At 69.8% G+C, this 24,543-nt stretch carries 27 protein-coding genes and 1 tRNA gene; 17 read left to right on the top strand and 11 right to left on the bottom strand.

The features are described 5' to 3' along the window. Positions 1-24 precede the first annotated feature (24 nt). From rph to rdgB, 3 genes are all read left to right on the top strand, one after another. On the top strand, positions 25-762 hold the full coding sequence (gene rph / locus QF027_RS18920; RefSeq protein WP_306980687.1) for a ribonuclease PH: 738 nt from the start codon (positions 25-27) through the stop codon (positions 760-762). 145 nt (positions 763-907) lie between these two features. Next, positions 908-1,312, top strand: coding sequence for a hypothetical protein (locus QF027_RS18915; protein ID WP_306980689.1), 405 nt, complete (start codon positions 908-910; stop codon positions 1,310-1,312). A 33-nt stretch (positions 1,313-1,345) separates the two neighbouring features. After that, positions 1,346-1,948 carry an RdgB/HAM1 family non-canonical purine NTP pyrophosphatase gene (gene rdgB, locus QF027_RS18910; RefSeq protein WP_307075812.1) on the top strand — a complete coding sequence of 201 codons (603 nt, stop codon included), beginning with the start codon at positions 1,346-1,348 and terminating at the stop codon, positions 1,946-1,948. Between the two features lie 65 nt (positions 1,949-2,013). On the opposite strand, the gene QF027_RS18905 is transcribed toward rdgB, so the two are convergent. Continuing rightward, positions 2,014-2,096, bottom strand: a tRNA-Leu gene (locus QF027_RS18905). Between the two features lie 54 nt (positions 2,097-2,150). Then, a complete protein-coding gene (locus tag QF027_RS18900; RefSeq protein WP_306980693.1) occupies positions 2,151-3,155 on the bottom strand; it encodes an HNH endonuclease in 1,005 nt (334 codons plus the stop codon). Between the two features lie 92 nt (positions 3,156-3,247). On the opposite strand from QF027_RS18900, the gene QF027_RS18895 reads away from it, so the two are divergent. Next, positions 3,248-3,754 (top strand): GNAT family N-acetyltransferase, encoded by a 507-nt coding sequence (locus QF027_RS18895; protein WP_306980695.1) that lies wholly within the window; start codon positions 3,248-3,250, stop codon positions 3,752-3,754. Here the strand turns inward: QF027_RS18895 and bcp are convergent. Next, positions 3,735-4,202 (bottom strand): thioredoxin-dependent thiol peroxidase, encoded by a 468-nt coding sequence (bcp, locus tag QF027_RS18890; protein ID WP_306980697.1) that lies wholly within the window; start codon positions 4,200-4,202, stop codon positions 3,735-3,737. The two genes, QF027_RS18895 and bcp, sit on opposite strands and share 20 nt — an antisense overlap. A gap of 93 nt (positions 4,203-4,295) precedes the next feature. Here bcp and QF027_RS18885 point away from each other — a divergent pair, with 93 nt between their 5' ends. Both QF027_RS18885 and QF027_RS18880 read left to right on the top strand, forming a co-directional pair. Then, complete coding sequence (locus tag QF027_RS18885) at positions 4,296-4,625, top strand: DUF3618 domain-containing protein (protein ID WP_307075810.1); 330 nt, start codon at positions 4,296-4,298, stop codon at positions 4,623-4,625. A 44-nt stretch (positions 4,626-4,669) separates the two neighbouring features. Then, positions 4,670-5,020, top strand: coding sequence for a GroES family chaperonin (locus QF027_RS18880; RefSeq protein ID WP_123761009.1), 351 nt, complete (start codon positions 4,670-4,672; stop codon positions 5,018-5,020). 61 nt (positions 5,021-5,081) lie between these two features. On the opposite strand, the gene QF027_RS18875 is transcribed toward QF027_RS18880, so the two are convergent. After that, the gene (locus QF027_RS18875) at positions 5,082-7,499 is read right to left on the bottom strand and encodes a transglycosylase domain-containing protein (protein WP_307075808.1); all 2,418 of its coding nucleotides are present in this window, start codon (positions 7,497-7,499) and stop codon (positions 5,082-5,084) included. A 203-nt stretch (positions 7,500-7,702) separates the two neighbouring features. Here QF027_RS18875 and QF027_RS18870 point away from each other — a divergent pair, with 203 nt between their 5' ends. The 4 genes from QF027_RS18870 to QF027_RS18855 are packed head-to-tail and all read left to right on the top strand — an operon-like array spanning position 7,703 to position 11,164. Continuing rightward, positions 7,703-8,503 (top strand): ABC transporter permease, encoded by an 801-nt coding sequence (locus QF027_RS18870; RefSeq protein WP_306986672.1) that lies wholly within the window; start codon positions 7,703-7,705, stop codon positions 8,501-8,503. Then, the gene (locus QF027_RS18865; protein WP_306980703.1) at positions 8,496-9,317 is read left to right on the top strand and encodes an ABC transporter permease; all 822 of its coding nucleotides are present in this window, start codon (positions 8,496-8,498) and stop codon (positions 9,315-9,317) included. The genes QF027_RS18870 and QF027_RS18865 overlap by 8 nt, the downstream gene beginning before the upstream one ends. A gap of 2 nt (positions 9,318-9,319) precedes the next feature. Further along, entirely contained in the window at positions 9,320-10,315 is a 996-nt protein-coding gene (locus QF027_RS18860) for an ABC transporter ATP-binding protein (protein WP_306980704.1), read from the top strand. A 33-nt stretch (positions 10,316-10,348) separates the two neighbouring features. Next, positions 10,349-11,164: a DUF1707 SHOCT-like domain-containing protein gene (locus QF027_RS18855; protein ID WP_307075806.1), complete on the top strand. Its 816-nt coding sequence runs from the start codon at positions 10,349-10,351 to the stop codon at positions 11,162-11,164. Positions 11,165-11,208: 44 nt separating this feature from the next. On the opposite strand, the gene QF027_RS18850 is transcribed toward QF027_RS18855, so the two are convergent. Next, complete coding sequence (locus QF027_RS18850; protein WP_307075804.1) at positions 11,209-12,543, bottom strand: SGNH/GDSL hydrolase family protein; 1,335 nt, start codon at positions 12,541-12,543, stop codon at positions 11,209-11,211. Between the two features lie 195 nt (positions 12,544-12,738). On the opposite strand from QF027_RS18850, the gene QF027_RS18845 reads away from it, so the two are divergent. Both QF027_RS18845 and QF027_RS18840 read left to right on the top strand, forming a co-directional pair. Further along, positions 12,739-14,106, top strand: a complete 1,368-nt coding sequence (locus QF027_RS18845; protein ID WP_306980712.1) for a DUF445 domain-containing protein — start codon at positions 12,739-12,741, stop codon at positions 14,104-14,106. 67 nt (positions 14,107-14,173) lie between these two features. After that, positions 14,174-15,631, top strand: a complete 1,458-nt coding sequence (locus QF027_RS18840; RefSeq protein WP_307075802.1) for an MFS transporter — start codon at positions 14,174-14,176, stop codon at positions 15,629-15,631. A gap of 1,005 nt (positions 15,632-16,636) precedes the next feature. Here the strand turns inward: QF027_RS18840 and QF027_RS18835 are convergent. Next, positions 16,637-18,091, bottom strand: a complete 1,455-nt coding sequence (locus tag QF027_RS18835; RefSeq protein WP_373432419.1) for an alginate lyase family protein — start codon at positions 18,089-18,091, stop codon at positions 16,637-16,639. A gap of 155 nt (positions 18,092-18,246) precedes the next feature. Between QF027_RS18835 and QF027_RS18830 the strand changes: the two genes are divergently transcribed. Beyond that, on the top strand, positions 18,247-18,618 hold the full coding sequence (locus tag QF027_RS18830; RefSeq protein WP_307075800.1) for a VOC family protein: 372 nt from the start codon (positions 18,247-18,249) through the stop codon (positions 18,616-18,618). Between the two features lie 4 nt (positions 18,619-18,622). Here QF027_RS18830 and QF027_RS18825 read toward each other — a convergent pair whose 3' ends face one another. Next, positions 18,623-18,925: a hypothetical protein gene (locus tag QF027_RS18825; protein WP_266564142.1), complete on the bottom strand. Its 303-nt coding sequence runs from the start codon at positions 18,923-18,925 to the stop codon at positions 18,623-18,625. Between the two features lie 171 nt (positions 18,926-19,096). Between QF027_RS18825 and QF027_RS18820 the strand changes: the two genes are divergently transcribed. Both QF027_RS18820 and QF027_RS18815 read left to right on the top strand, forming a co-directional pair. Then, on the top strand, positions 19,097-19,522 hold the full coding sequence (locus QF027_RS18820) for an Hsp20/alpha crystallin family protein (protein ID WP_306980719.1): 426 nt from the start codon (positions 19,097-19,099) through the stop codon (positions 19,520-19,522). A 119-nt stretch (positions 19,523-19,641) separates the two neighbouring features. Further along, the gene (locus QF027_RS18815; protein WP_307075799.1) at positions 19,642-20,055 is read left to right on the top strand and encodes a DUF2267 domain-containing protein; all 414 of its coding nucleotides are present in this window, start codon (positions 19,642-19,644) and stop codon (positions 20,053-20,055) included. A gap of 18 nt (positions 20,056-20,073) precedes the next feature. Here QF027_RS18815 and QF027_RS18810 read toward each other — a convergent pair whose 3' ends face one another. Then, positions 20,074-20,454 (bottom strand): hypothetical protein, encoded by a 381-nt coding sequence (locus tag QF027_RS18810; RefSeq protein ID WP_307075796.1) that lies wholly within the window; start codon positions 20,452-20,454, stop codon positions 20,074-20,076. 187 nt (positions 20,455-20,641) lie between these two features. On the opposite strand from QF027_RS18810, the gene QF027_RS18805 reads away from it, so the two are divergent. Further along, positions 20,642-21,499, top strand: coding sequence for an alpha/beta fold hydrolase (locus QF027_RS18805; protein ID WP_307075794.1), 858 nt, complete (start codon positions 20,642-20,644; stop codon positions 21,497-21,499). Beyond that, positions 21,496-22,071, top strand: a complete 576-nt coding sequence (locus QF027_RS18800) for a GNAT family N-acetyltransferase (RefSeq protein ID WP_306980726.1) — start codon at positions 21,496-21,498, stop codon at positions 22,069-22,071. The genes QF027_RS18805 and QF027_RS18800 overlap by 4 nt, the downstream gene beginning before the upstream one ends. A gap of 111 nt (positions 22,072-22,182) precedes the next feature. Here the strand turns inward: QF027_RS18800 and QF027_RS18795 are convergent, their stop codons facing one another. The 3 genes from QF027_RS18795 to QF027_RS18785 all read right to left on the bottom strand — a co-directional run bounded on the left by QF027_RS18795 (position 22,183) and on the right by QF027_RS18785 (position 24,524). Next, on the bottom strand, positions 22,183-22,848 hold the full coding sequence (locus QF027_RS18795; RefSeq protein WP_307075792.1) for a nitroreductase: 666 nt from the start codon (positions 22,846-22,848) through the stop codon (positions 22,183-22,185). Between the two features lie 89 nt (positions 22,849-22,937). After that, entirely contained in the window at positions 22,938-23,597 is a 660-nt protein-coding gene (locus tag QF027_RS18790; protein WP_307075791.1) for an MSMEG_1061 family FMN-dependent PPOX-type flavoprotein, read from the bottom strand. 147 nt (positions 23,598-23,744) lie between these two features. Then, the gene (locus QF027_RS18785) at positions 23,745-24,524 is read right to left on the bottom strand and encodes a hypothetical protein (RefSeq protein WP_307075789.1); all 780 of its coding nucleotides are present in this window, start codon (positions 24,522-24,524) and stop codon (positions 23,745-23,747) included. Between the last annotated feature and the right edge of the window lie 19 nt (positions 24,525-24,543).

Raw genomic sequence — 24,543 nt, 5'->3', positions numbered from 1 at the left:
CCGTCTCCGGCTAGGCTCAACGCCATGTCTCGAATCGACGGCCGCACCCCCGAACAACTCCGCCCGATCACCATCGAACGCGGCTGGAGCAAGCACGCCGAGGGCTCCGTCCTCGTCTCCTTCGGCGACACGAAGGTCTTCTGCACCGCCACCTTCAGTGAAGGCGTCCCCCGCTGGCGCAAGGGCAGCGGCGAGGGCTGGGTCACCGCCGAGTACTCCATGCTCCCCCGCGCCACCAACACCCGCGGCGACCGCGAGTCCGTCCGCGGCAAGATCGGCGGCCGTACACACGAGATCAGCCGCCTCATCGGCCGCTCCCTGCGCGCGGTCATCGACTACAAGGCACTCGGCGAGAACACCATCGTCCTCGACTGCGACGTCCTCCAGGCCGACGGCGGCACCCGCACGGCAGCCATCACCGGCGCCTACGTCGCTCTGGCCGACGCCGTCGCCTGGGCCCAGGGCAAGAAGCTGATCAAGGCCGGCCGCCAGCCGCTGACGGGAACCGTGAGCGCCGTCTCCGTCGGCATCGTCGGCGGAGTACCCCTCCTCGACCTCTGCTACGAGGAGGACGTGCGCGCCGACACCGACATGAACGTCGTCTGCACCGGCGACGGCCGCTTCGTCGAGGTCCAGGGCACCGCCGAGGCCGAGCCCTTCGCCCGCGACGAGCTCAACTCCCTCCTCGACCTCGCGGTGTCGGGCTGCTCGGAACTCGCTGTCCTGCAGAGCAAGGCGCTTGATACGGTCCTCGAAAGGTAAAGGGACCGCCAAGAACGGTGGCCGGCGCGCGCAACCCGACCGGCCGCCCCGGCGTCTTCGGGAGTACGGGCGCCCGCTGTGCACAAAGGGCGCCCGGCCAGTCAACGGGGGCCTCCTGAGGCCTGCCACAAGGAGGAACAGATCCATGGCCGCGAGCCGACGCCGCCGTAGTCGCCATATCACCATCGCCGCCGCGGTGGCCGCCGTAGGACTCACGGTCGGCCTCACCACCGGCTGCGACGCCGTCAGCAAGGCACTGGACTGCGTCCAGACCGCCGAGGCGGTCGCCGACAGCGTCACCGACCTCCAGCAGGCCGTGGAGAACGCGTCGAACGACCCGACCCAGATCGACGAGGCCCTCACCTCCATCGACCAGAACCTCGACGAGATCGGCGACAAGACCGACAACACCGACGTCAACCAGGCGGTCGACAACCTCAGCGAGGCCGTCACCAACGTCCGTACGGCGGTCAAGAACGGCGACGAGACGCCGGACCTGAGCCCCATCACCGACGCGGCCGGCGAGTTGACGAAGGTCTGCACACCGTAAGAACCAGGGCGCCGGGCCCGGAATACTGGTGGCATGACCCGCCTGATCCTCGCCACCCGCAACGCCGGCAAAATCACCGAACTCCACGCGATCCTCGCCGACGCAGGTCTGCCCTTCGACCTCGTCGGCGCGGACGCGTACCCCGAGATCCCCGACGTCAAGGAAACCGGCGTCACCTTCGCGGAGAACGCGCTCCTGAAGGCCCACGCCCTGGCCCAGGCAACGGGGTTGCCCGCTGTGGCCGACGACTCGGGCCTGTGCGTCGACGTCCTCAACGGCGCCCCGGGCATCTTCTCGGCCCGCTGGTCGGGCACGCACGGAGACGACAAGGCCAACCTGACACTGCTGTTGGCCCAACTGTCGGACATCGCCGACGAACATCGCGGCGCCCACTTCGCCTGCGCGGCGGCGTTGGCGTTGCCGGACGGCACGGAGAGGGTGGTGGAGGGCCAACTCAAGGGCGTCCTGCGCCACACACCCACCGGCACGAACGGCTTCGGCTACGACCCGATCCTCCAGCCGGAGGGCGAGACCCGGACCTGCGCCGAACTGTCGCCGGACGAGAAGAACGCGATCAGCCACCGGGGGAAGGCGTTTCGGGCGCTGGTGCCGGTGGTGCGGGAACTGCTGGGCTGAGGAGTGCTTCCCGGCAAGGTCCGGATTGCGTAAGTCGCAAGCCGGACCTTGCAAGTGAAGGTGTGTGCGGCCTGAGGGATTCGAACCCTCACGGGATTGCTCCCATCGCGCCCTAAACGCGAGGCGTCTGCCGTTCCGCCAAGGCCGCTGGTCGCCCGTCGTGGAGGATGACGCGCGCCTGCAAGTGTACGGGGACCCGCAGCTATCCCGCGAGCGGCCTTCTCTCTTTCTGTCGGCACCACGTCTCCGTCAGAGCGTGGCAGTTGGGGCAGAGGTATCGCAGATTCTCGCGACGGTTGTCGCGCCACTCGCCGTTGACGTGATCGATCTGCAAGGTGATCGGCTGCCCTAGCCACTGGCCCGTGTTGCCGCAGGTTTCACATGCGTAGGGCACCCCGATCTCCGTCAGTGCACGGTGGAGCTGAATCCTGTTGGTTCGCCCGGCGTGATCAGGGAGTACAACGAGTACCCGGTGGGCGGTGGGTGCAGGCGCCGGACGGTCCGCTCGCCCCCATGCCCGGCGTGTGAAGTGGCTCGTGTCGAGGCCCAGTCGAGCCGCCGCTCGCCGGACCCGTCGGTGATTCGTGTCGTTGACGTCCAGGCCGAGGTCGCGCATCACGTCGGCGTAACTGGTGGAGTTCTGGACGAGGTCACGGAGTCTGTCCTCGGGAATCGGTACACGTCGGTGTGAGAAGTGTTCCGTGCTGATGCTCCGGGCGCGCATCATGCGGTGCAGAGTCGCACGAGACCGGCTGTCGTCCGGTACACCGAGGGCGCGAGCAACGCCGCGCACGCTGGTAGCCGCTGCTGCTGCCACCCTGAGTTCTTCAGTGGTGAAGGGCAGTTCCAAATCGGGTCGGTTGATGCCCGGGAAGTGGCTGATGTCGATGTCGGCGGCATGAATGCGGCGGCGAATGTGAGACAGGGTGCCGGTGGCCGGAGTGGCCCCCAGCTTCCATGCCACTTCGCGCAGTGAGGACGACGTGGCGGCAGCTTCGGCGATAGCGGCATCCGGGTACTTGCGCCAAGGGCTGCGCTTGACGAAGTGGCTGGTGTCGAGCCCGTGCTCCGCAACCTTCCCCTGCAGCACCCGCCGCTGTCCTCCACTCGTCCTCAGTCCGAGCCTCCGCATGAGATCGGTCCAGTTGCGAGCCTCGGCTACGGCTGATGTGAGTTGTTCCTCGCTGTATGAGTTCTGCACGTCCATCGCCCCCTCCGTTCTCGGCCACACGTTCGCGACGTCGTACGGAGTAACGAACCGCTTATCGGACAGTCACGCTCGCCGTGTAAAGCTCAGACATGACCGCTGATCTGAATCTCCGAACGGCGACCCCCACCGACCGCCCCGCCATCGAGCGTCTCTGGCTCATGTTCAAGCACGACATGTCAGAGTTCGTCGGGGGAGTGCCCAACCCCGACGGGGCCTTCCGCAGTGAGCGGTTGGAGGCGGCCTTCTCCGATTCGGTCGACTGGGCGCCGTATCTCATCAGCCTCAGTGACCGGCCCGTCGGGTTCGTCTTCGTGCGGGGGCTCAGCCGGCCCACCCGCGTGCTCAACAGCTTTTTCGTCGTGCGGGGTGTGCGGCGTGCCGGGGTCGGGCTGTGGGCCGTGCGGGAGGTGATGGCGCGGCATCCGGGAGAGTGGGAGGTCGCGTTTCAGGAGAACAACGGGAGGGCTGTGCGGTTCTGGCGGCGGGTCGGCGAGGAGTTCGCGCCCGGAGCCTGGACCGAGGAGCGCAGGCCGGTGCCCGAGCGGCCCGACCTGGCTCCTGACTGCTGGATCTCGTTCAGATACCCAAATCCTTGATGATCTTCGCCACGTGGCCCGTCGCCCGGACGTTGTACAGGGCCCGTTCGACCTTGCCCTCCTCGTCCACGATGATCGTGGAGCGGATGACGCCCATGTAGGTCTTGCCGTAGTTCTTCTTCTCGCCGTACGCCGCGTAGGCCTCGGTGACCTTCTTGTCGGGGTCGGCGAGGAGGGTGACCTTCAAGGACTCCTTCTCGCGGAACTTCGCCAGCTTCTCCGGGGCGTCCGGGGAGATGCCGATGACGTCGTACCCCGCGCCGGCCAGCACCTCCAGGTTGTCGGTGAAGTCGCAGGCCTGCTTCGTGCAGCCCGGTGTCAGGGCGGCCGGGTAGAAGTAGACGATGACCTTGCGGCCCTTGTGGTCCGACAGGGAGATCTCGTTGCCGTCGGCGTCGGGCAGGGTGAAGGCGGGGGCCACGTCCCCGGGCTGGAGTCGCTCGCTCATTGGGTCAGCGTAACCGGGGGTCCTGACAGTGCGGTCGCGGTCGGAACTGACAGACTGTCCAGGACACGTAGCAGCGATCCCGGAGGCCCCACCGTGGCGGACACGTCGGACATCAGAACCCCGGCGCAGATCGAGGCGGACATCAAGCGCCGCCGCGAGTTGCTGGCCGAGACGCTCGACGAGATCGGGGTGCGGGTGCACCCGAAGACGATCGTCGGCGACGCCAAGGCCAAAGTCGTCTCCAACATCGACCACACGCTCGGGCGGGCGTACGTCTCCGTCAACAAGGCGGTCACGGACGTGAAGGCCCAGTTCGTGGACGAGGAGGGTGCGCCCCGGCTGGAGCGTGTCGTGCCCGTCGCGCTGGTCGCCGTGGGACTCGTGGGGCTGCTCGCCCTGGGAGCCCGGCGCCGCAGGGGCTGACCCGGCCGCGTACACGGGCGTCGAGGACAGGTAGGTTCAGTGGCGTGAGCGCGAAGAGAAACGACACCCCGCACGACAAGCTGCCCATCCGGATGCTGCATGACCGCGTACTCGTGCGGCAGGAGAACGGTGAGGGCGAGCGGCGGTCGGGCGGCGGCATCCTCATTCCCGCCACCGCGGCCGTCGGACGCCGGCTGGCCTGGGCCGAGGTGGTCGCCGTGGGGCAGAACGTACGGACCGTGGAGCCCGGTGACCGGGTGCTGTACGACCCCGAGGACCGGGCCGAGGTCGAGGTGCGCGGGACCGGTTACGTCCTCATGCGTGAGCGTGATCTGCACGCGGTGGCGGCCGACCGGTTCGAGGGCTCCGAGGACTCGACGGGTCTGTACCTGTAGATCGACGCCAGAGGGGCCAGTGACAGCAGTCACCGGCCCCTCTCGCCGTGCCGCGGGACGGTCAGTCCCGTCTGGACGTGCTCACCAGGCCCGCGCCCTCCGTCGTTGCCCCGCCGCTCGGTGTGTCTCCGGTGGTTCCCCCGGTCGTGTCACCCGTCGTGCCGCCGCCGGTCGTGGTGCCGCCGGTCGTGGTGCCGCCGTTCGTGGCGCCCCCCGTCCCGCCGGTCGTCGTGCCGCCGGTGGTCGTGTCGCCGGTCGTGCCGCCCGTCGTGGTGTCGCCGCCGGTCGTGGTCGTGCCGCCGTTGCCCTGGCCCTGGGTCTGGCCCTGGGTCTGTCCCTGGGTCTGGCCCGGGGTCTCCTCGCCGCCGGTGGTGTCGCCGGTGGTGCCGCCGTTGTCCTGGCCGCCCGTGGTCGGGTCGACCGGGGCCTGGCTGCTCGGGGCCTGGATCTCGGCGCCCGGCTGGAGCTCGAGGTCGAAGTCGGTGACCGGCTTCCCCTTGAGGGCGGCCTTGGTGTACTGCGCCCAGATCTCGGCGGGCGGCCCGCCGCCGTTGACGCGCTCCAGGCCCATCGCGTTGTACAGCGACTTGTGGGCGGCGGTCACCGGGTCCTGGCCCATGACGGAGACGACCGTGGCGAGTTCGGGGGTGTAGCCGGCGAACCAGGCCGCGGTGTCCTCCTCGGCGGTGCCGGTCTTGCCGGCTGCGGGGCGGTCGGCGGCCTGGGCGGCGGTGGCGGTGCCGTTCTCGACGACGCTCTGAAGGATCGAGGTGGTGGTGTCGGCGGCCTCGCGGCTGACGGCCTGCTTGGTCTTCTGCTGGGGCAGCTCGACGGTCTCCGCGCCGTCCTTGGTGATCTTGTCGATCATCGTGTACGTGCCGTGCCGGCCGTGGTTGGCGAGGGTGGCGTAGGCCTCCGCCATGTCGAGGACGCTCGCGGTGTTCACGCCGAGCGCGATGGACGGGGAGGCCGTCAGGTCCGGGGTGTCGGAGGGGATGCCCAGGTCGATCGCGGTCTGCTTGACCTTGTCGGAGCCGACGTCGACGGCCATCTGCGCGTACACCGAGTTGACGGACTTGTCGGTGGCCTCGCGGACGGTGATCTCGCCGTAGGAGCCCTGGTCCTCGTTCTCGGGGGCGTAGGTGCCGCCGTTCCACCCCACGACCGGGCGTTTGTTGGTGCCGTCGTAGTAGGTGTTGGGGGTGATGGTCTGGCCGTCCTGCGTCTCGGAGTCGTTCTGGACGGCCGAGGCGAACACGATGGGCTTGAAGATGGAGCCGACCTGGAAGTCGCCGCGGGTCGCGCCGTTCGTGTACTGCTTGACGTAGTCGACGCCGCCGTACATCGCGACGACCTTGCCGGTCTTCGGGTCGACGGAGGCGCCGCCCGCGCGGACGTAGTTGTCGACCTTGTTGTTCTTCTTGTCGAGTTTCTTCATCACCTGGTCGTTGACGGCCTTCACGAAGGCGTCCTGCTTGGACTTGTCCAGGGTGGTGGTGATGCGGTAGCCGCCGGCCTCCAGCTGCTCCGCGGTGACGATCTTGTTGGTGGTGAGGTAGTCCTTGATCGCCTGCACGATGTAGCCGCGCTGCCCGGACAGGCCGGTGGAGACGGTCTGCTCCTTGGGCATCGGGAACTTCAGGCCGGTGCGCTCGGACTGGGCCAGCCAGCCCTTCTTGACCATGCCGTCCAGGACGTAGTTCCAGCGGGCCTCGGCCGCCGCCTTGTTCTCGGGGTGCGCGACGACGTCGTACTCGCTCGGCGCGTTGACCAGCGCGGCGAGGTAGGCGGCGTGGGCCGGGTCGAGGTCGACGGCGTCGACGCCGTAGTAGGCCTGGGCGGCGGACTGGATGCCGTACGCGGTGCGGCCGAAGTAGCTGGTGTTGAGGTAGCCCTCTAGGATCTGGTCCTTGGACTGGGTGCGGTCCAGCTTGATCGAGATGAAGAACTCCCTGGCCTTGCGGGTGACGGTCTGCTCCTGGGCCAGGTAGTAGTTCTTCACGTACTGCTGGGTGATCGTGGAGCCGGACTGCTTGCCCTTGCCGGTGGCGGTGTTCCAGCCGGCGCGGAGCATGGCCTTGGGGTCGATCGCGGACTCGGTGTAGAAGTCGCGGTCCTCGGCGGCGAGGACGGCGTGCTGGGCGTCCTTGGAGACCTGTGCGAGGGAGACGTTCTCGCGGTTGACCTCGCCGTCGCGGGCGAGCTGGCTGCCGTCGGCGTAGAGGTAGACGTTGGACTGCTTCATGGCGAGCGCGTTGGCCGGCGGGATGTTGACCATGGAGTAGCCGAGGAAGAACAGGCCGGCCAGGGCGATCAGCCCGAGGACGAAGGTGCCCAGCACCATGCGCCAGGTCGGGATCAGCCGTCGCCAGCCGGTGCGCCTGGGCCGCTTGGCCTTCTTCTTCCCGCCGGGCTCTTCGGGCGTCTGTGGGTCTGTCGGTGCCCAGCCCTCGGTCGGCTGCTGCGGCTGGTCGCTCATCTCGTGCACGGACTCCTGTTTCGCCTCGTACGTTCCCGTACGCCCTCGTACGCCTTCTGCGTCCCCTGTTGAAGACTCTCGCACCCTGCGTTCCGTTCCCGGATATGGCGCGCGTCTCGCCCGGAAAAGGGGTGGCCCGCTTCGTCACCTGCGCACTAGGCTCCTGCGCTTCGGTGTCTGCGGGGCCGAGGAGGGCTGTGAAGGTGGGTTCCTGGCGGTTGTACGCGGCCGTCGCGGCAGGGGGATTCAGACGATACGCGACATATCGAGCGGCCACGTTCGCGGGGGTGTTCACCAACACCGTCTTCGGTGTGATCCTCGTCTACACCTATCTCGCGCTGTGGGACGAGAAGCCCCATCTGGGGGGCTACGACCAGGCGCAGGCGGTCACCTACGTATGGCTGGGGCAGTGTCTCTACTCGACGCTGGCCATCCAGGGCGGCGGTGCCGAGAAGGACGTGATCGAGCGGATCCGCACGGGTGAGATCGCGGTCGACCTGTACCGCCCGGCCGATCTCCAACTGTGGTGGCTGGCGAGCGACTTGGGCCGTTCGCTGTTCCAGCTGATCGGTCGGGGCGTGATCCCCTTCGCGTTCGGCGCGCTGTTCTTCCCGATGGCGCTGCCCACCGACGTCATGTCCTGGGCGGCCCTGTTCGTGGCGCTGCTGCTCGCGATGGTGGTCAGTTTCGGGATCCGCTATCTGGCCGCCCTGAGCGTGTTCTGGCTGATGGACGGCATGGGCATCATGCAGGGCGTGATGATCACGGGCGTCTTCTGCTCGGGCATCGTGTTCCCGCTCAACGCCTTCCCGGGGGTACTGGGCGACATCGTGCGGGCGCTGCCGTGGGCGGCGCAGCTCCAGATGCCGGCGGACGTACTGATGGGGGAGGCCGATCCGCTCGGGGCGTACGCCTTCCAGGCGACGTGGGCGGTGGTGCTGCTGGCGGTCGGCCGGCTGCTGCAGTCGGCGGCGACGCGGCGGGTGGTGGTGCAGGGTGGCTGAGACGTCCCGCCTGGGCGAGGGTGTGCGGGCCTACTGGCTGATCGCGGGCATGTGGGTGCGGTCCTCGATGGCCTACCGCACCTCCTTCGTCGTCACGATGTGCGGCAACCTGCTGATGACCTGCCTGGACTTCGTCGGGATCCTGCTGATGTTCTCGCAGGTCGACTCGCTGGGCGGCTGGGGCCTGCCCGAGATCGCCTTCCTCTACGGCCTCTCGGTGACCGCCTTCGGGATCGCCGACCTGGTGCTCGGCTCGATGGATGTGCTGGGCGCCCGGATCCGTGACGGCTCCTTCGACATCCTGCTGGTGCGGCCGGTACCGGTGCTCGCCCAGATCGGCGCGGACCGTTTCGCGGTGCGCCGCCTGGGCCGGATCACCCAGGGCACGGTGGTGCTGGTCTGGGCGCTGGCGTCGGTCGACGTCGACTGGAGTGCGGCGAAGGTGCTGCTGGTGCCGGTGATGGTGGTCAGCGGTGCGGCGATCTTCTGCGCGGTGTTCGTGGCGGGCGCGGCCTTCCAGATCTTCGCGCAGGACGCCTCGGAGGTGCAGAACGCGTTCACGTACGGCGGTACGACCCTGCTTCAGTATCCGCCGACGGTGTTCGGGAAGGACTTCGTGCGCGGGGTGACGTTCATGCTGCCCCTCGCCTTCGTCAACTGGGTGCCGGCCTCCTATGTGCTGGACCGGCCGTACCCGCTGGATCTGCCGCAGTGGGCGGCCTTCGCGTCGCCGCTGGTGGCGGTGGCGTGCGGTGCGCTGGCCGGGCTCGCGTGGCGGGCGGGCCTCGGTTCGTATCGGAGTACGGGGAGTTAGGGGTGGACCAGGTGGTGGACGTGGCGGTGGACGCCTTCATCGAACTCGACCACGTCGAGAAGGTCTTCGACGTGCGCAAGAAGACGGGTTTCCTCAGACGGGAGCGGCGCCAGGTGCGGGCGGTCGACTCGATCTCCTTCACCGTGGCGCGCGGCGAGATGGTCGGGTACATCGGCCCGAACGGCGCCGGCAAGTCGACGACGATCAAGATGCTGACGGGCATCCTGACGCCGAGCGGTGGCCGCCTGCGGGTGGCGGGGATCGACCCGTCCCGGGAGAGGACGAAGCTCGCCCACCGCATCGGCGTGGTCTTCGGCCAGCGCACGACCCTGTGGTGGGACCTCCCGCTGATCGACTCGTACAAGCTGATGCACCGCATGTACCGCATCCCGGACGCCCGTTACCGCGAGAACCTCGACCGCTGCGTCGAACTCCTCGAACTGGCCGACCTGTTGGACGTTCCGGTGCGTCAGCTGTCCCTGGGTCAGCGGATGCGGGGTGACATCGCGGCGGCCCTGCTGCACGACCCCGAGGTGCTGTACCTGGACGAGCCGACCATCGGACTCGACGTCATCTCCAAGGCCAAGGTGCGTGGATTCCTGCGGGAGTTGAACACCGAGCGTGGCACGACGGTCCTGCTGACCACCCACGACCTCCAGGACATCGAGCAGCTCTGCTCGCGCGTGATGGTCATCGACCACGGGCGCCTGATGTACGACGGTCCCCTTGCCGGTCTCCACGAGGTGGGCGAGAGCGAGCGCACCCTCGTGGTGGACCTGGAGCGGGAGCTGCCGCCGATCGAGGCGGCGCCCGCGCGCGTGGTGAAGGTGGAGGGGCCCCGGCAGTGGCTGGCGTTCCCGGCGTCCGAGTCGGCGGCGGCGCTGGTGGCCCGGGTCGCGGCGGAGTACCCGCTGGTGGATCTGTCGGTGCGGGAGCCGGACATCGAGGCGGTGATCGCGAAGATGTACGCGGGAGAAGCGGAGAAAGCGGTGTCGTAGCCGTGGGGTGCGGTAACTCGTAGGCTGCTGTGCATGACCGACGCTGTGCCTTCTGGGGGGACACCCCCCAGGCCCCCCGGCTCGGAACTCCGGGCTTCCGACGCCGATCGTGAGCGAGTCGCCGAGGTCCTGCGGGACGCCCTCGCGGAGGGGCGGCTCGACATGGAGGAGTTCGAGGAACGGCTGGACGCGACGTACAAGGCGCGGACGTACGGCGAACTCGCGCCGATCACCCGGGATCTTCCGGTCGGCCAGGTGGCCGCTCCCAAGCTCGACATGCTGAAGCGGCCCGAGCCGGACGGGAGTTGGGCGTCCCGGATCGTCGGCGGTGAGGGCTCGTCCACGTGGGCCGTCGCCGTGATGTCCGGGTTCCAGCGCAAGGGGCGGTGGACCGTGCCCCGGCGGTTCAACTGCTTCGCCTTCTGGGGCGGTGGTGAACTCGATCTGCGGGAGGCGAACTTCGCCGACGGCGAGGTCGAGATCAACTGTGTCGCGATCATGGGCGGGGTGCAGGTGATCGTGCCGCCGGGGGTCGAGGTCGTGGTGCGGGGGATCGGGATCATGGGCGGGTTCGACCACCGTGAGCAGGGTGTCCCGGGGGAGCCGGGGGCGCCTCGGGTGGTCGTGACCGGGTTCGCGTTCTGGGGCGGGGTCGGGGTCGAGCGGAAGCTGAGGAGGGCCGAGCGGCAGCAGCTCCGGGAGGAGCGGCGGCAGCAGCGGCTCGATCGCCGGGAGGCTGTCCGGGAGCTGAGGGAGTCGGTCCGGGACGATGTCCTCGACACGCATCGGCGGATGATCGGGGGACACCGCGACATGACGCGCCACCGGCGCCGACGGGGTGGGGACTGAGCGGCCGGTGGGCGGGGGCGCGACAGGCCCCCGCCGGCCCGCGGCTACAGCCGTGCCGCCGCCGACCCCTTCAGGTAGTCCAGATCGAAGGAGTCCGCCATCCGCTCGTACCCCTTGTCGTTGGGGTGGAGCCGGTCCCCGGAGTCGTACATCGCGCGGAGCCCACGGGGGTTGTAGGGATCCCTCAGCGCCTTGTCGAAGTCGACCACCGCGTCGTAGACCCTGCCCGAACGGATCTCCGCGTTGATCGTCTGGCGGACGCTCTCGCGGGCCTCGGTCCAGGTGGTGCGCCTGCCGACGGGCATGAGGGTCGCGCCGACGACCTTGATGCCGCGGGCGTGGGCCTGGCGGACCAGGTCGCGCAGGCCGGTGAGGATCTTCTGCGGGTCGGCGGTGCCCGGGGTGCGGAGGAGGTCGTTGATGCCGAGGTCGATGACCACGATCTTGACGTTGGGGCGGTCGAGCACGTCCCGTCGGAAGCGGCGGATGCCCGCCTGGTTCTCCAGGGGGCGGCCACGGGCGTCCGAGAGGACCCGATTGCCGCCGATCCCCGCGTTGACGACGCTGTAGCGGGGCAGGTCCCGGCCGGCGGCGAGCGCGGTGCGCAGGCGCCGGTTCAGGTGGTCGGGCCAGCGGGCGTTCGCGTTGACGGTGGAGTTCTTGCCGTCGGTGAGTGAGTCGCCGAAGGCGACCACCGTGCCGTCGGCCTCGCCGCTGAGCACGTCCAGCGCGGTGAGATACCGCCAGTGGTCGACCTTTTCGGTGTACGCCGTCCCGGTCGCGTCCTCGGTGAGGTCGCCCTCGCCGGCGTACGAGGTCTGCCGTGCCGTCGGGTGGTAGGTGACCGGCCCGGACAGGCTGGGGGAGTAGGTGGTGACGAGGACGTCGCTGCCCGCCGGGACGGCCAGGGCGACGGCGTCGCTGAGCACCTGCCCGCCCGCCGCGACGACGACCGTGGTGTTGCCGGCGAACGTGAGCGGCCGCATGGTTCCCGCGCGCGCGGCGGCGGTCTCCGTGCCGGCGGCGAGGGCGATCGAGGAGTGCGTGATGGTCAGCGCGGTCCGGCCGTAGAGATTGGACAGCGTGACGCGGGCACTCGTACCGCCGACGGCGGCGTGGACGACGTTGCGGACGGAGCGGCCGGTCATGCCCTCGGCCTGGGTGCCGGGCTCGGCGCCGACCGGGGAGGCGGACCAGGTGCCGACCCAGACTCCGGCGGAGGCGGGTGCGGCGGAGGGGCGTGCGGGCCGGGAGCCGGACAGTGAGGTGTGGTCGCTGGTGCCGGTGTCGGCCGCCACTCCGACGTAGATGGCGGTGGACATGGCCACGATCACGGCGATGATCGCGGCAAGCAGGGCGTAACCATGACGCCGAGTCATGTGGTGCTGTTCTCCTAGGGCGATGGGAGCCCGAGGCTCCGATCTGATCACCTCATGATGAGGCATGAACCTGAGAGCAAGGGACGAGACCCCCTCCGGTTCGCTCGTCCGGAATGACGCCGGGAACTCCTGTTCCGTTCCGGGAGTCGCTCAGGAAGGGACAATGTGTGAGGGATCACCGAACGGGTGGAGCGGATGGAACGCACGAAACCTCAGGAAACGGGACCATCTGACGTGGAGCAGCATGCCCGGCCGGACGGGGCCGTGAACCGTGCCGTCCCCGCTTCGGCCGTACGTGCGATGAACACCTTCAGCGCGGCGGACGAGGAGAAACAGCGCGGTGTGCGCCAGATGAAGCTCATCGCGGCCGGGCTGCTGCTCTTCGTGGCGCTGGTGTACGTGCTGGCCACGTGGGCGTCCCATGAGGGCGCCGGTGCCTGGGCCGGCTATGTCGCCGCGGCCGCCGAGGCCGGCATGGTCGGCGCGCTCGCCGACTGGTTCGCGGTCACCGCCCTCTTCCGCCATCCGCTCGGCCTGCCCATCCCGCACACCGCGATCATCCCCACCAAGAAGGACCAGTTGGGGGTGTCGCTGGGCGAGTTCGTCGGCGAGAACTTCCTCTCGGAGGACGTCGTACGACAGCGGCTGCGTGCCGTGGGGATCGGCAGCCGGCTCGGGGCCTGGCTGGCCGAGCCCGAGCACGCCGACCGGGTCACGGCGGAGCTGTCGGCAGCGCTCAGGGGTGCCTTGACCGTCCTGCGGGACTCCGACGTCCAGGCCGTGGTCGGGGAGGCGATCACCCGGCGGGCCGACGCCCAGGAGATCGCGCCCGGCATCGGGAAGATGCTGGAGAAGGTCGTCGTCGACGGGGGACACCGGCGGGTCGTCGACCTGGTGGTGGCCCGGGCCCACGACTGGCTCGTGCTCCATGACGAGCAGGTCATGGACGCGGTGCAGGGGGGCGCGCCCGGCTGGACCCCGCGCTTCGTCGACAAGAAGGTCGGCGAGCGGGTCTACAAGGAGCTGCTGCGCTTCGTCACCGAGATGCGGGACATGCCGTCCCATCCGGCGCGGGGCGCGCTGGACCGGTTCCTGACGGACTTCGCCTCCGACCTCCAGTCCGACACGGACACACGCGCGCGTGTCGAGCGGCTCAAGGGCGAGGTGCTGGGGCGCGGAGAGGTCCAGGACCTGATCGCGTCCGCCTGGACCGCCGTACGGTCGATGATCGTCTCCGCCGCCGAGGACGAGCGCAGTGAGCTGCGGCTGCGGGTGCGGGCGTCGCTGCTGTCGCTGGGGGCGCGGATGGCCGTCGACCCGAAGGTGCAGGCGAAGGTCGACGGGTGGGTGGAGGGGGCCGCGGTGTACGTGGTCACCACCTATCGGCGGGAGATCACCTCCCTGATCACGGACACGGTGGCCGGCTGGGACGCCGAGCACACGACGCGGAAGATCGAGGCGAACATCGGCCGTGACCTTCAGTTCATTCGGATCAACGGCACGGTGGTCGGGTCGCTCGCGGGGTTGTTGATCTATACGGTGTCGCGGGTGCTGGGGGCGTAGGCGGGCTGGTCGGGGGCACCCGGGTGGGGTTCGCTCGACGACCGCTCGAGGGGGAGGGAGCCCTTCTGTGACCACCGCTCAGGCCGATACCGGCCGCACCGTGACGACGAACATCCCGGCCCGGCTCGACCGGCTTCCCTGGTCGCGCTGGCACTGGACGATCGTCATCGGACTCGGCACCGTGTGGATCCTCGACGGCCTGGAGGTCACGGTCGTCGGCAACATCGCGAGCCGGCTCTCGGAGCCGGGGAGTGGCCTGTCCATCTCCTCCGGGCAGGTCACCGGGATCGCGGCGGCGCTGTATGTGGCCGGGGCGTGCGTGGGGGCGCTGTTCTGGGGGCGGCTGACGGACAAATGGGGGCGTAAAAAGCTGTTCATGATCACGCTGGCGGTGTATCTCGCCGCTACGGCGCTGACGGCGGTGTCCTTCGACTCCTGGTGGTTCTTTCTGTTCCGCTTCCTGACCGGGTTCGGGATCGGTGGGGAGTACGCGGCGATCAACTCCGCGATCGACGAGCTGATTCCGGCGCCGTACCGGGGCCGGGTCGACCTGATGATCAACGGGAGTTTCTGGCTGGGAGCGGTGGGCGGCTCGCTGCTGTCGATCGTCGCGCTGAACACGGACATCTTCGCGAAGGATGTGGGGTGGCGGCTGACGTTCGCGCTGGGGGCGGTGCTGGCGTTCGTGATCCTTCTTGTACGGCGGCATGTGCCGGAGAGTCCGCGGTGGTTGCTGATCCACGGGCGGGACGGAGAGGCGGAGCGGATCGTCACGTCGATCGAGCAGCGGGTGGAGGCGGAGAGGGGCGGCGAGCGGTTGCCGCGGCCCGAGGGTGAGATCACGATCCATCAGCGGCGGAGCGTGACGTTCGTGGAGATCGCGCGGACGGTGTTCTCGGACTACCGGCGCCGTTCGGTGCTGGGGTTCTCACTCTTCATAGGCCAGGCCTTCCTCTACAACGCGATCACGTTCGGGTTCGGGGCGATCCTCACGACGTTCTTCGACGTGCCGACGGGGGACACCGGGTACTACTTCGCGGTCATCGCGATCGGTAACTTCTGCGGACCGCTGTTGCTGGGGAAGCTGTTCGACACGGTGGGGCGGCGGGTGATGATCTCGTCGACGTATCTGCTGTCGGGGCTGCTGCTGTTCGGGACGGCGTGGTTGTTCGACCAGGGGTCGTTGAGCGCGAGCACGTTGACGGCGTGCTGGTGTGCGGTGCTGTTCTTCGCGTCGGCGGGGGCGTCGAGCGCCTACCTCACGGTGTCCGAGGTGTTCCCGATGGAGACGCGGGCCATGTCGATCGCGTTCTTCTACGCGCTGGGTACGGCGGCGGGCGGCATCAGCGGACCGCTGCTGTTCGCCGACCTGACGAACACGGGCAAGGTCGGCGACACGGTGCTGGCGTTCCAGATCGGGGCGGGTCTGATGTGCGCGGCGGGTCTGGTGGCGGCGTTCCTGGCGGTGCGGGCGGAGCGGCGGTCGCTGGAGGACATCGCGAAGCCACTGACGGCGTCGGCTTGAGCGGGCCCTTGCCTGCGGCGCCTGTTTGGGTTCGGTGGGGGCGGGTGCCTCCGGCGGTTGGGCGGGGTGCCTGCGGCGGCCTGTTTCGGTTCGGTGGGGGCGGGTGTAGCGCGTGCGGTCTGTGGGTGGGGCGGGGCCGGGGTGGGGGGCATCCGTCCTCGGTCCGGCGGTTGCTGTCGCCTCGGCTGTACTGGATGACGGACGCCGGCCGCTGCGGGCGGACACCCCCCACCCCGTCCCCTGCGCGCCGTACGCGGCTACCGGCCCGTCGTGGCGCGCGGTGCGGCGAACGGCCCGTCGGAGCACGCGGGGTGGGGATCGGTCCGTGGTGGCGCGGGGTGCGGCGAGCGGTCCGTTGGGGTGCGCGAGGTGGCGAAGGGTCCGTGGTGGCGCGGGGTGCGGCGAGCGGTCCGTTGGGGTGCGCAGGGTGGGGATCGGTCCGTGGTGGCGCGGGGTGCGGCGAACGGTCCGTTGGGGTGCGCAGGGTGGGGATCGGTCCGTGGTGGCGCGGGGTGCGGCGAGCGGTCCGTTGGGGTGCGCGAGGTGGCGAGCGGTCCGTGGTGGCGCGGGGTGCGGCGAACGGTTCATCGTGGCGCGGGTGACTGCAACTCCCCAGGGGCGCGGGGAACTGCGCGACCAGCCCCCACCGGCCCGCCCCCGCCCGACAACCTGACCCGGCACCCCCGTAGGCGCCCGGCCCAAGCCCGGCGCAGCTACCCGCGGGGAACTGCGCGACCAGCCCCCACCAGCCCGCCCCCGCCCGACAACCCGACCCGGCACCCCCGTAGGCGCCCGGCCCAAGCCCGGCGCAGCTACCCGCGGGGAACTGCGCGACCAGCCCCCACCAGCCCGCCCCCGCCCGACAACCCGACCCGGCACCCCCGTAGGCGCCCGGCCCAAGCCCGGCGCAGCTACCCGCGGGGAACTGCGCGAGCAACCACAACGGACCCGCAGCCGCCCCAGGACCTGGCGAGGCACCTCAATAGGCGCCCGACCCCGTGCCCCCTACTCCGCACCCCCACGCCGCACCCGATCCCGCCGCCGCAGCAGAAGCAGTCCCCCCGCCACCGCAGTGATCCCCGCGGCCGCGGACCACCCGACGATGTCGTCGGAACCGGTGGCCGCAAGGTCCTCGCCGGCGGCCGGGGACGCCGTACCCCCCGTCTGGGGCCGTGCGCCGGAGGCCGGAGACGCGCTCGGACGAGTCGCCGGAACAGGAGAAGCCCCCGTGTCCGAAACCCGGTCCCGTGTGAACGCCAGTGTGCCGAAGCCCAGTTGGTCGTAACCCCCACTGTTGGGGCCGTAGTCCCCGCCCCCACCCTCCGGCGCGGACTTCGCCGCGATCCGTGTGACGTACGACGCCGAAAGCCCCCGCCGCTTCGTGTAGTGGTTGGCGATCATCGCCCAGATGGGGCGGGTCATCGTGGGGTCGACGCCGGCCGCCGCGGACGCCGTCTCCCTCCCGGACCACCCCCCGATCGCCCCCTTCGCGCGGGTGTTCGCGGTGTAGGAGACCTCCCCTCCCATGCCCCACTTCGCCACATACTGGGCGCCCTTGAGGAACCGGCTGTCGTCGTAGCCGTACAGGTCGTACCCCTGGTTCCACGCCATCTCGCAGAACGTGCCCATCAGGCCGACGCCGAGGAGCGCGTGCCCCTGGTCCCGGCCCGCCTCCAGCCACTCGCCGAGGCCGTCGTCGTACACGACGGGGATGGCGTTCTTGACGGAACCGAGGCCCTCCCCGTGCTTGAAGTAGTCGACGGCACGGGCGACTTGGGAGGCGTCGTCGCAGAAGATGCCGGTGGCCAGGACGCAGGCCATGGCGCACAGGTCCCAGTTGGTCCAGTAGTTGGTGATGACGGCACCGTTGTGCCGGACCAGGAAGTCGTCGCTGAGCGGGGCGAAGACCTTGGTGAGCATCTCCTGGAAGCGGGAGAGGTCGAAGTCCGGGTGGTCCCGGACGAGTTCGGCGGCGTTGGCGAACTGGTAGCCGTAGAGCCCGGCGGCGAGGAATCGGTCCGCGCTGCCTTCGAGGGAAGTCAGCTTCGCCGACCAGGCGTTGAGGATCGCCACGGCCGTGTCGGCGTACGCGCTGTCGCCGCTGACGTGGTGGCGGAGGCCGTTCTGGTATGCGGCGTGGATGTCGTTGTAGAGCGTCGCGTAGTTCTGGGGGCTGCCCGCACCCCGGTACACCGTCGCCTGTGGGTTGGGCGTCCAGCCGCTCTGCGCATGGCGGTTGGCGGTCAGCTTGGCGAAACCGGCCGTGTAGGGCGCGGCGCCCGCCTTCACCTTCGCGGCCATGCGGGCGAGGTCGGCCTGCGTGTGCAGCAGACCCGGGTGCGCGAAGGCGGAGTCGGCGGCGGTGGCGGGCAGGGCCGTCGCGGCGGTCACCGCGACACCCGCGGCTCCCGCCGCCTTGAGCATGCTGCGACGGCTGATCTGTGAAGTCACGAACGTCATTCCTCGCGTGCCGGTGGCTGGGGACGGTCAGGAGACGCGAGGGTGGGGGAGGCGATAACAGAAAGGCGCCGACGAGAGAAAGACGCCGGTGACAGAAAGACGCCGATGACAGAAAGACGCAGCAGGCCGCCGATGACAGAAAAGGGGCCGCGCCCATGAGCATCCGCAGGATCACGCCCGACATCCATGTCGAGTCCGGGGAGGCCCTGACGGCCAACCGCGCCTTCTACGGTCTGCTCGGCTTCGAGGAGGTCATGGACATGGGGTGGGTCGTGACGCTGGCGTCGCCCGCCAATCCGACCGCCCAGATCAGCTTCCTCACCGAGGAGCGCACCGCCCCCGTCGTCCCCGACCTGAGCGTGGAGGTCGAGGACGTCGACGCCGTGTACGCGCAGGTCCTGGCGTCGGGCGCCGAGGTCGTACGGGAGCTGCGGGACGAGGAGTGGGGCGTACGACGCTTCTTCGTCCGGGACCCGAACGGCCGGGTGGTCAATGTGCTGACCCACCGGGCCGCGGGAGGCCGGTGACCCCTCAGGCGTTGCGGTCCGCCACCGCCCACGACGCCAGGGCCACCGCTCCCGCCACGCCGAACACCGCCGGCCACGCGCCCACTTTCTTGGCCAGCGGGTGGGACCCGGCGAAGGCGGCGACATACGCGGCCGTCAGCGCCCCGGCGGCCTTCCCGCCGGCCCGTTCCCGCCACTGCTGGGCCGCCGCGGCCCCGGCGACGGCCAGCACCGCCCCGCCCAGCTGCCGCTTCTTCGTCCAGCGGGCCACGCCGTACCCGCCGACGATCCCGCCCGCCGCGACCACCGCACTCGGAACCTTCGCCATGTCTGCCTCCTGAACGATCGCGATCGACAGCGCCGATGAGACCGAGGCTAACTCCGGGCCGGTGCCGAAAAACGAACCTGAGTCGGGGCTTGTCAAGTTTCCTGGTTCCGAGCTATATAAGAAGGCGTAGGGCATCGCACCGCAGAGTCTGTGGAAAGGAGATGGACTGTGATGCTCATGCGTACCGACCCCTTCCGTGAGTTCGACCGGCTCGCGCAGCAGGTTTTCGGTTCCACCGCCCGTCCCGCCGCCATGGCGATGGACGCGTACCGGTCCGGGGACGACTTCGTCGTCCACTTCGACCTTCCCGGTGTCGACCCCGAGACGATCGAACTGGATGTCGAACGCAACGTCCTCAACGTCCGCGCCGAGCGCCGCCTCCCCGCCCCCGAGGGCGCGGAGATGATCGTCGCCGAGCGCCCCACGGGCTCCTTCACCCGTCAGCTCTTCCTCGGCGACACCCTCGACACGGAACGCATCGACGCCTCGTACGACGCGGGCGTCCTCACCCTGCGCATCCCGGTGGCCGAGCAGGCCAAGCCACGCCGTATCCAGATCACGGGCGGCGACAGCGACCGCAAGCAGATCAGCGGCTGACCTGGCCCTCGCAACAGGCAGCGGCTGACCCCCAGCCCTCGCAACAGACAGCGGCGTCCCGCGGGCCGGTGTGTCCGTCCGCGGGGCGCCCGGCGCGACAACCCCCTGGAGACCCGTACATGAGCGCGAACCGACCCAGCTGGACCGACCTCGGCGAGGCGGTGCAGGACGCCGGACAGTACGTGAGCACGGCGGAGGCGGAGCACGTCCTGCGCGTCGTCCTGTCCGCCCTCGGCGACCACGTCACCGGCGAGGAACGCGTCGACCTCGCCCGGGCCCTGCCCGAGGAGGCGGCCAGGATCATCGCCTCCCGCATCCCGCTCAACAGACCCCTGTCGGCACCGGAGTTCGTGGACACGGTGGCCGCCCGTATCGAGGGTGCGACCCCGGCGACGGCCCGCTGGCACGTCAGCTCTGTCCTGAGCGTGCTGCCGGAACTGGTGGGCGACGAGCTCGTGGACCGTGTCCTGGCCCGACTGCCCTCCGGCTACGCCCTGTTGTTCGGCAAGGCGGAGCTGGTTCCCGTGGGCTGACGCATCCGCCCGCCGTGCCTAGGCGGCCTCGCCCTTGCGTGCCCCGGCCCGCAGCCGCAGTTCCGCCACATAGGCGGAGGCGACGGCGCAGCCGACGGCGGCGAGGGCGGAGCCCACGGCGACGGGATTGACGTACCCGGGGATCACCTCGGCCGGATAGCTGCCGCCGTCCTTCATCTCGCAGTCGAAGGAGAGGGGGAAGAAGCTCACCGAGTAGTCGATGACATGGACGGCCTGCTCGTTCCCACGGCACGGCGGTAGCGGCGAGGAGCCCGTGCCGCCGTCCTCCGCCTCCAGGATCGAGCCGGCGAGATGCAGCAGTCCCCACGTGTACACGACGAGCGCCACGAGCCCCGCCAGCGTGGCGAACCCACGCAGACGACGAATCACCGACGACATCCCGGCCCCCTGACCATTCGTTTCCGGGTCCGCCGAGTCCAGCAGCACGCAAGGCGAACGGCTGTGGCGGAGCCCACAGTTCCGGCTACAGGGCTGTCACAGACGGGACGCGGAAAACAGCTGGCGCGCGGCGCGCGGGCGGGCGAGTCTTCCCTCACGTATGCAACCCAGGCGAGGGGAAGGGAAGTTGACGCGCTGTACCACGCGCCACATCAGGCGCCTCACGGTCGGCGACGGCACCCGCATCGCCTACCGTGACCGCCCTGGCCCCGGCCCTGGCCCCGGCCCCGGCACCGGCCCCGGCCCCGAACCGTCCGTGCTGCTCCTGCACGGCCTCGCGGGCCATCTGGGCGAATGGGACGACCTGGCAGGGCGGTTGGAGTCGTCCGGGCACCGCGTGGTGTCGTACGACGCCCGTGGCCACGGTGAGAGCACCCGCCGCCCGGCGTCGGTGAGCCGCGCCGCCCATGTCGAGGACGCCGTGACCCTGCTGCGGGAACTGGATCTCGCCCCCGCGATCCTCGTCGGCCAGTCCCTGGGCGGCCTTACGGCGATGCTGCTCGCGGCGGACCACCCCGGACTGGTCCACTCCCTGATCCTGGTCGAGGCGGGTCCGGCGGGCCGGAGTCCGGAGCTGCCCGGTGAGATCGCGGACTGGCTGGACAGCTGGCCCCTTCCCTTCGCGTCCCTGGAGGAGGCGACGGCCTTCCTCGGCCACGAGGCATGGGCGCGGGGGCTTGAGGAACGGGCGGACGGCCTTCGTCCACGCTTCGACCGTGACACGCTGGTCCGGACGATCACGGAACTGGCCGAGGACGGATACTGGACGCAGTGGTCGCGGATCCGCTGCCCCACACTCCTCGTGCGCGGCGCGTCCGGCACCATGAAGCCCGCGGAGGCGGCCGAGATGCCGGCCCGTCGCCCGGACACCCGTACGGCCGTGGTCCCGGGCGCCGCCCACGACGTACACCTGGACCAGCCGGAACTGCTGCACCGGGAGATCGAGGAGTTCCTGGGCGAGGAGCCGACGAGGAGAAGCCCGTGACGTACGTCTTCCTGGAGACCCGAAGGCTGCGGCTGCGGGCGTTCACCGAGGCCGACGACGAGCATCTCGTCGCCCTGGACGGCGACCCCGAGGTGATGCGCTTCCTCACCGGCGGCGCGCCCACGCCCCCCGAGACGATCCGCACCCGCACCCTGCCCCGCCTCCTCCACGACCACCCCGGCCTCGGCACCCGCGGCTACTGGGCGGCCGAGGAGAAGTCCACCGGCACCTTCCTCGGCTGGTTCGAGTTCCGCCCCCTCGACGACGACAGCCCGGCCGTCGTCGAACTGGGCTACCGCCTGAACAGGGCCGCCTGGGGCCGCGGTTACGCCACCGAGGGCTCCCGCGCCCTCATCGACAAGGGCTTCACCGACCTCGGCGTCGAACGCGTCACCGCCAACACCATGACCGTCAACAAGGGCTCGCGCCGCGTGATGGAGAAGTCCGGCCTGACCTTCCTGCGCACCTTCTTCGGCGACTGGCCGGAGGCGATCGAGGGGTCGGAACAGGGCGAGGTGGAGTACGAACTCCTGCGCACCGTCTGGGAACAACGCCGACTCGAGCACTCATGAACACCGGGCGCCCGCTTCCTCGGCAACCCGAAGCTCGCCCTGCTGGAGCGGCGACGGGCTCAGGACAGGACGGTCGCGCCAGGGCGGTCCCATGGCACTTGACCGCAGCGGTCAGACGCCGATGAAGCTCACTGTTTCTGTCATGTGCGCCCGCCCGGTGCGCAGCGGTGGCACGCCTTCCTTCTCGTATCCCACCGCGACACCGCAGAACAGCACGAGCCCGTCATCGGCTCCGACCATCTGGCTGACGGTCTTGCGATACATCGTCCACATCACCTGAGGGCAGCTGTGCAACCCTTCCGCCCTCAGCAGCAGCATGACCGTCTGCAAGTACATCCCCGCGTCCCCCCACTGCCCGGGCCCCATCGTCCGGTCGAGGTAGCAGAACAGCACAACGGGGGCCCCGAACGCCTCCGAGTTCAAGGCGGCGATCTTTTTGGGCCTGTCGAGGTCGTCGCGCTCGATCCCCAGTGCTTCGTACCGCTGGGCGGCCGCGGCCGAAAAGCGGTCCAGATATGGCGAGGTCAGTTCGGTCGGGTACATCGGGTACTCCCGCTCGTCACCCGGGTCGCCCGCCAATGCCCTGGACGTCGCGCGCCTCTTCAGTTCGACCAAGGGCTCGCCGCTCACGACATACAGATGCCACGGCTGGAGGTTCCCACTCGATGGAGCCCGCGTCGCTGCAGCCAGCACTCGTTCGAGTGCCTCTTTGGCAACCGGCACATCGCTGAACGCCCGCACGGCCCGACGACTGTCCACCGCTTCATACACGTCCACGTCTTCTCGTCCCTCTCAGCCAACGACAGCAACCTCTCCTTCGTCTTCAGCGTGCATGAAGGCATCAGAGGGGTCGTATCGCCGGCCCGTTACTCGTACCGGTACTTCAGCGAATCCGCCTCCGCCTGCTCGATGTCGGCGATCGTCAGCTCCGGCATCCGCAGCTGGGCCAGCGTCACCTCGGCCGAGGTCGGCTGGGCGTCCGCCGGCAGCCACTGCTCCGCCTTCCAGGCCCCGCTGCGCAGGAGCGACTTGGGGCAGTGCGGGTAGACCTCCTCGATCCCCACCACCAGCGCACTGGTCGGCGGCTTACCGACGGCGGTCAGCTGGGACAGCAGCTCCGGGCGGGTGGAGACGCAGGCCCGACCGTTCACCCTGAGCGTCGTGGTGCGCCCCGGAATGACGAACAGCAGCCCGGCCCGTCCGGTGGCCACGACGTTCTGCAGGGTGTCCAGACGCTTGTTGCCGGTCGCGTCCGGTATCGCCACCGTCCGTGCGTCCAGGACGGCGACGAATCCGGCGGGGCCGCCGCGGGGGGAAACGTCACAGTTGCCCTCGGCGTCCGCGCTGGCGACCAGGACCAGCGATGAGCATCCGATCAACCGCCGGGTCTGTTCGGTGAGTTCGGTCATCTGCTTGCGCACGGCCGCGTCGCTGGGGAGTTCGTAGGCCCGGCGCAGGGCCTCCTGGTCGGGCAGGGCGTCGAGACGGAGCGAGTCGAAGGCACTGCCGGTAAGAGGTGTCGTCATGCCCCGACCGTAATGGGCCGACCCGCGAGCCTTCTTGGCGTTTTCTGCCCGGACGGGAAGCGATCCCAAGGGGATCCCCGTCGAAGCCGCGCTGCACAGCCTCAGGCGGGGTGTGCCGTGCTGCCCTCGTAAGACGCAGACTTCGGACTACGCCCAGTCGTCCGGTGCGCCCGCCGTGCGGCCGAAGGTCCAGATACGGTCGAACTCGGACTGGAAGTTCTCGTACCAGTGGCCGTCGCGGCCCGGGCGCAGGGTGAACACGGCGTCCCCGGTGGCGGAGCTGTGGGAGTAGATGTCGACGTGGATGAGCCCGTTCGGTCGCTCCGGGTCCAGCAGGACGAGGCCGAACGCGGGGACGAAGGGGAGGAACCGCACCTCGACCCGGGTCCCGGCCCCCGGGGTCTCCACCAACTCTCGCAACAGGTCGAGGGAGGAGCGCAACCGGTTCTCGTACACGGCCGGCCGGTCGGGCATCGTGCTGCGCCGGGCCGCCTCCGCCGGAGTGGAACCGCTCGGGTCGATCAGCGCCACCCTGACCGTCGCCCCGGCGGCCGCCCGGCCCTGCAACTCGTCGATCAGATTGCGCAGGGTCCGCCCCAGCGTCACCCCGACGATCCTGATGTCCTGCGCTCCGCGCACCTGTTGGACGAGCTCGGGTTTGTCGTGGGCCAGGAAGTCCTCCGCTGAGACCTCCCCAGCGATCCGTGACCGCACCTGCTCCGCCAGGTCCGTCAACTGTCTGCGGCTGCCCAACAGACCCCCGGCGAGCAGGGCCAGCGTCGCGAGGGTTGCGGCGGCCAGCGTCTTGCCGCCGACCAGGTCCAGTGCGCCGAGCACCGCGAGGGCCAGGGACAGCAGGGCCGTCGAGTAGATCTCCAGGTTCTCGCCGCGGGACAGGTCACGGCCCACTCGCCGCAGGAAGCGCATGCGGGTCAGTGTGGGGGTG

The sequence above is a fragment of the Streptomyces canus genome (assembly GCF_030816965.1).
Classification (GTDB): domain Bacteria; phylum Actinomycetota; class Actinomycetes; order Streptomycetales; family Streptomycetaceae; genus Streptomyces; species Streptomyces canus_E.
The sequence above is the reverse complement of the archived record's forward strand: the minus strand, read 5'-3'. Positions and strand labels throughout refer to the sequence as shown.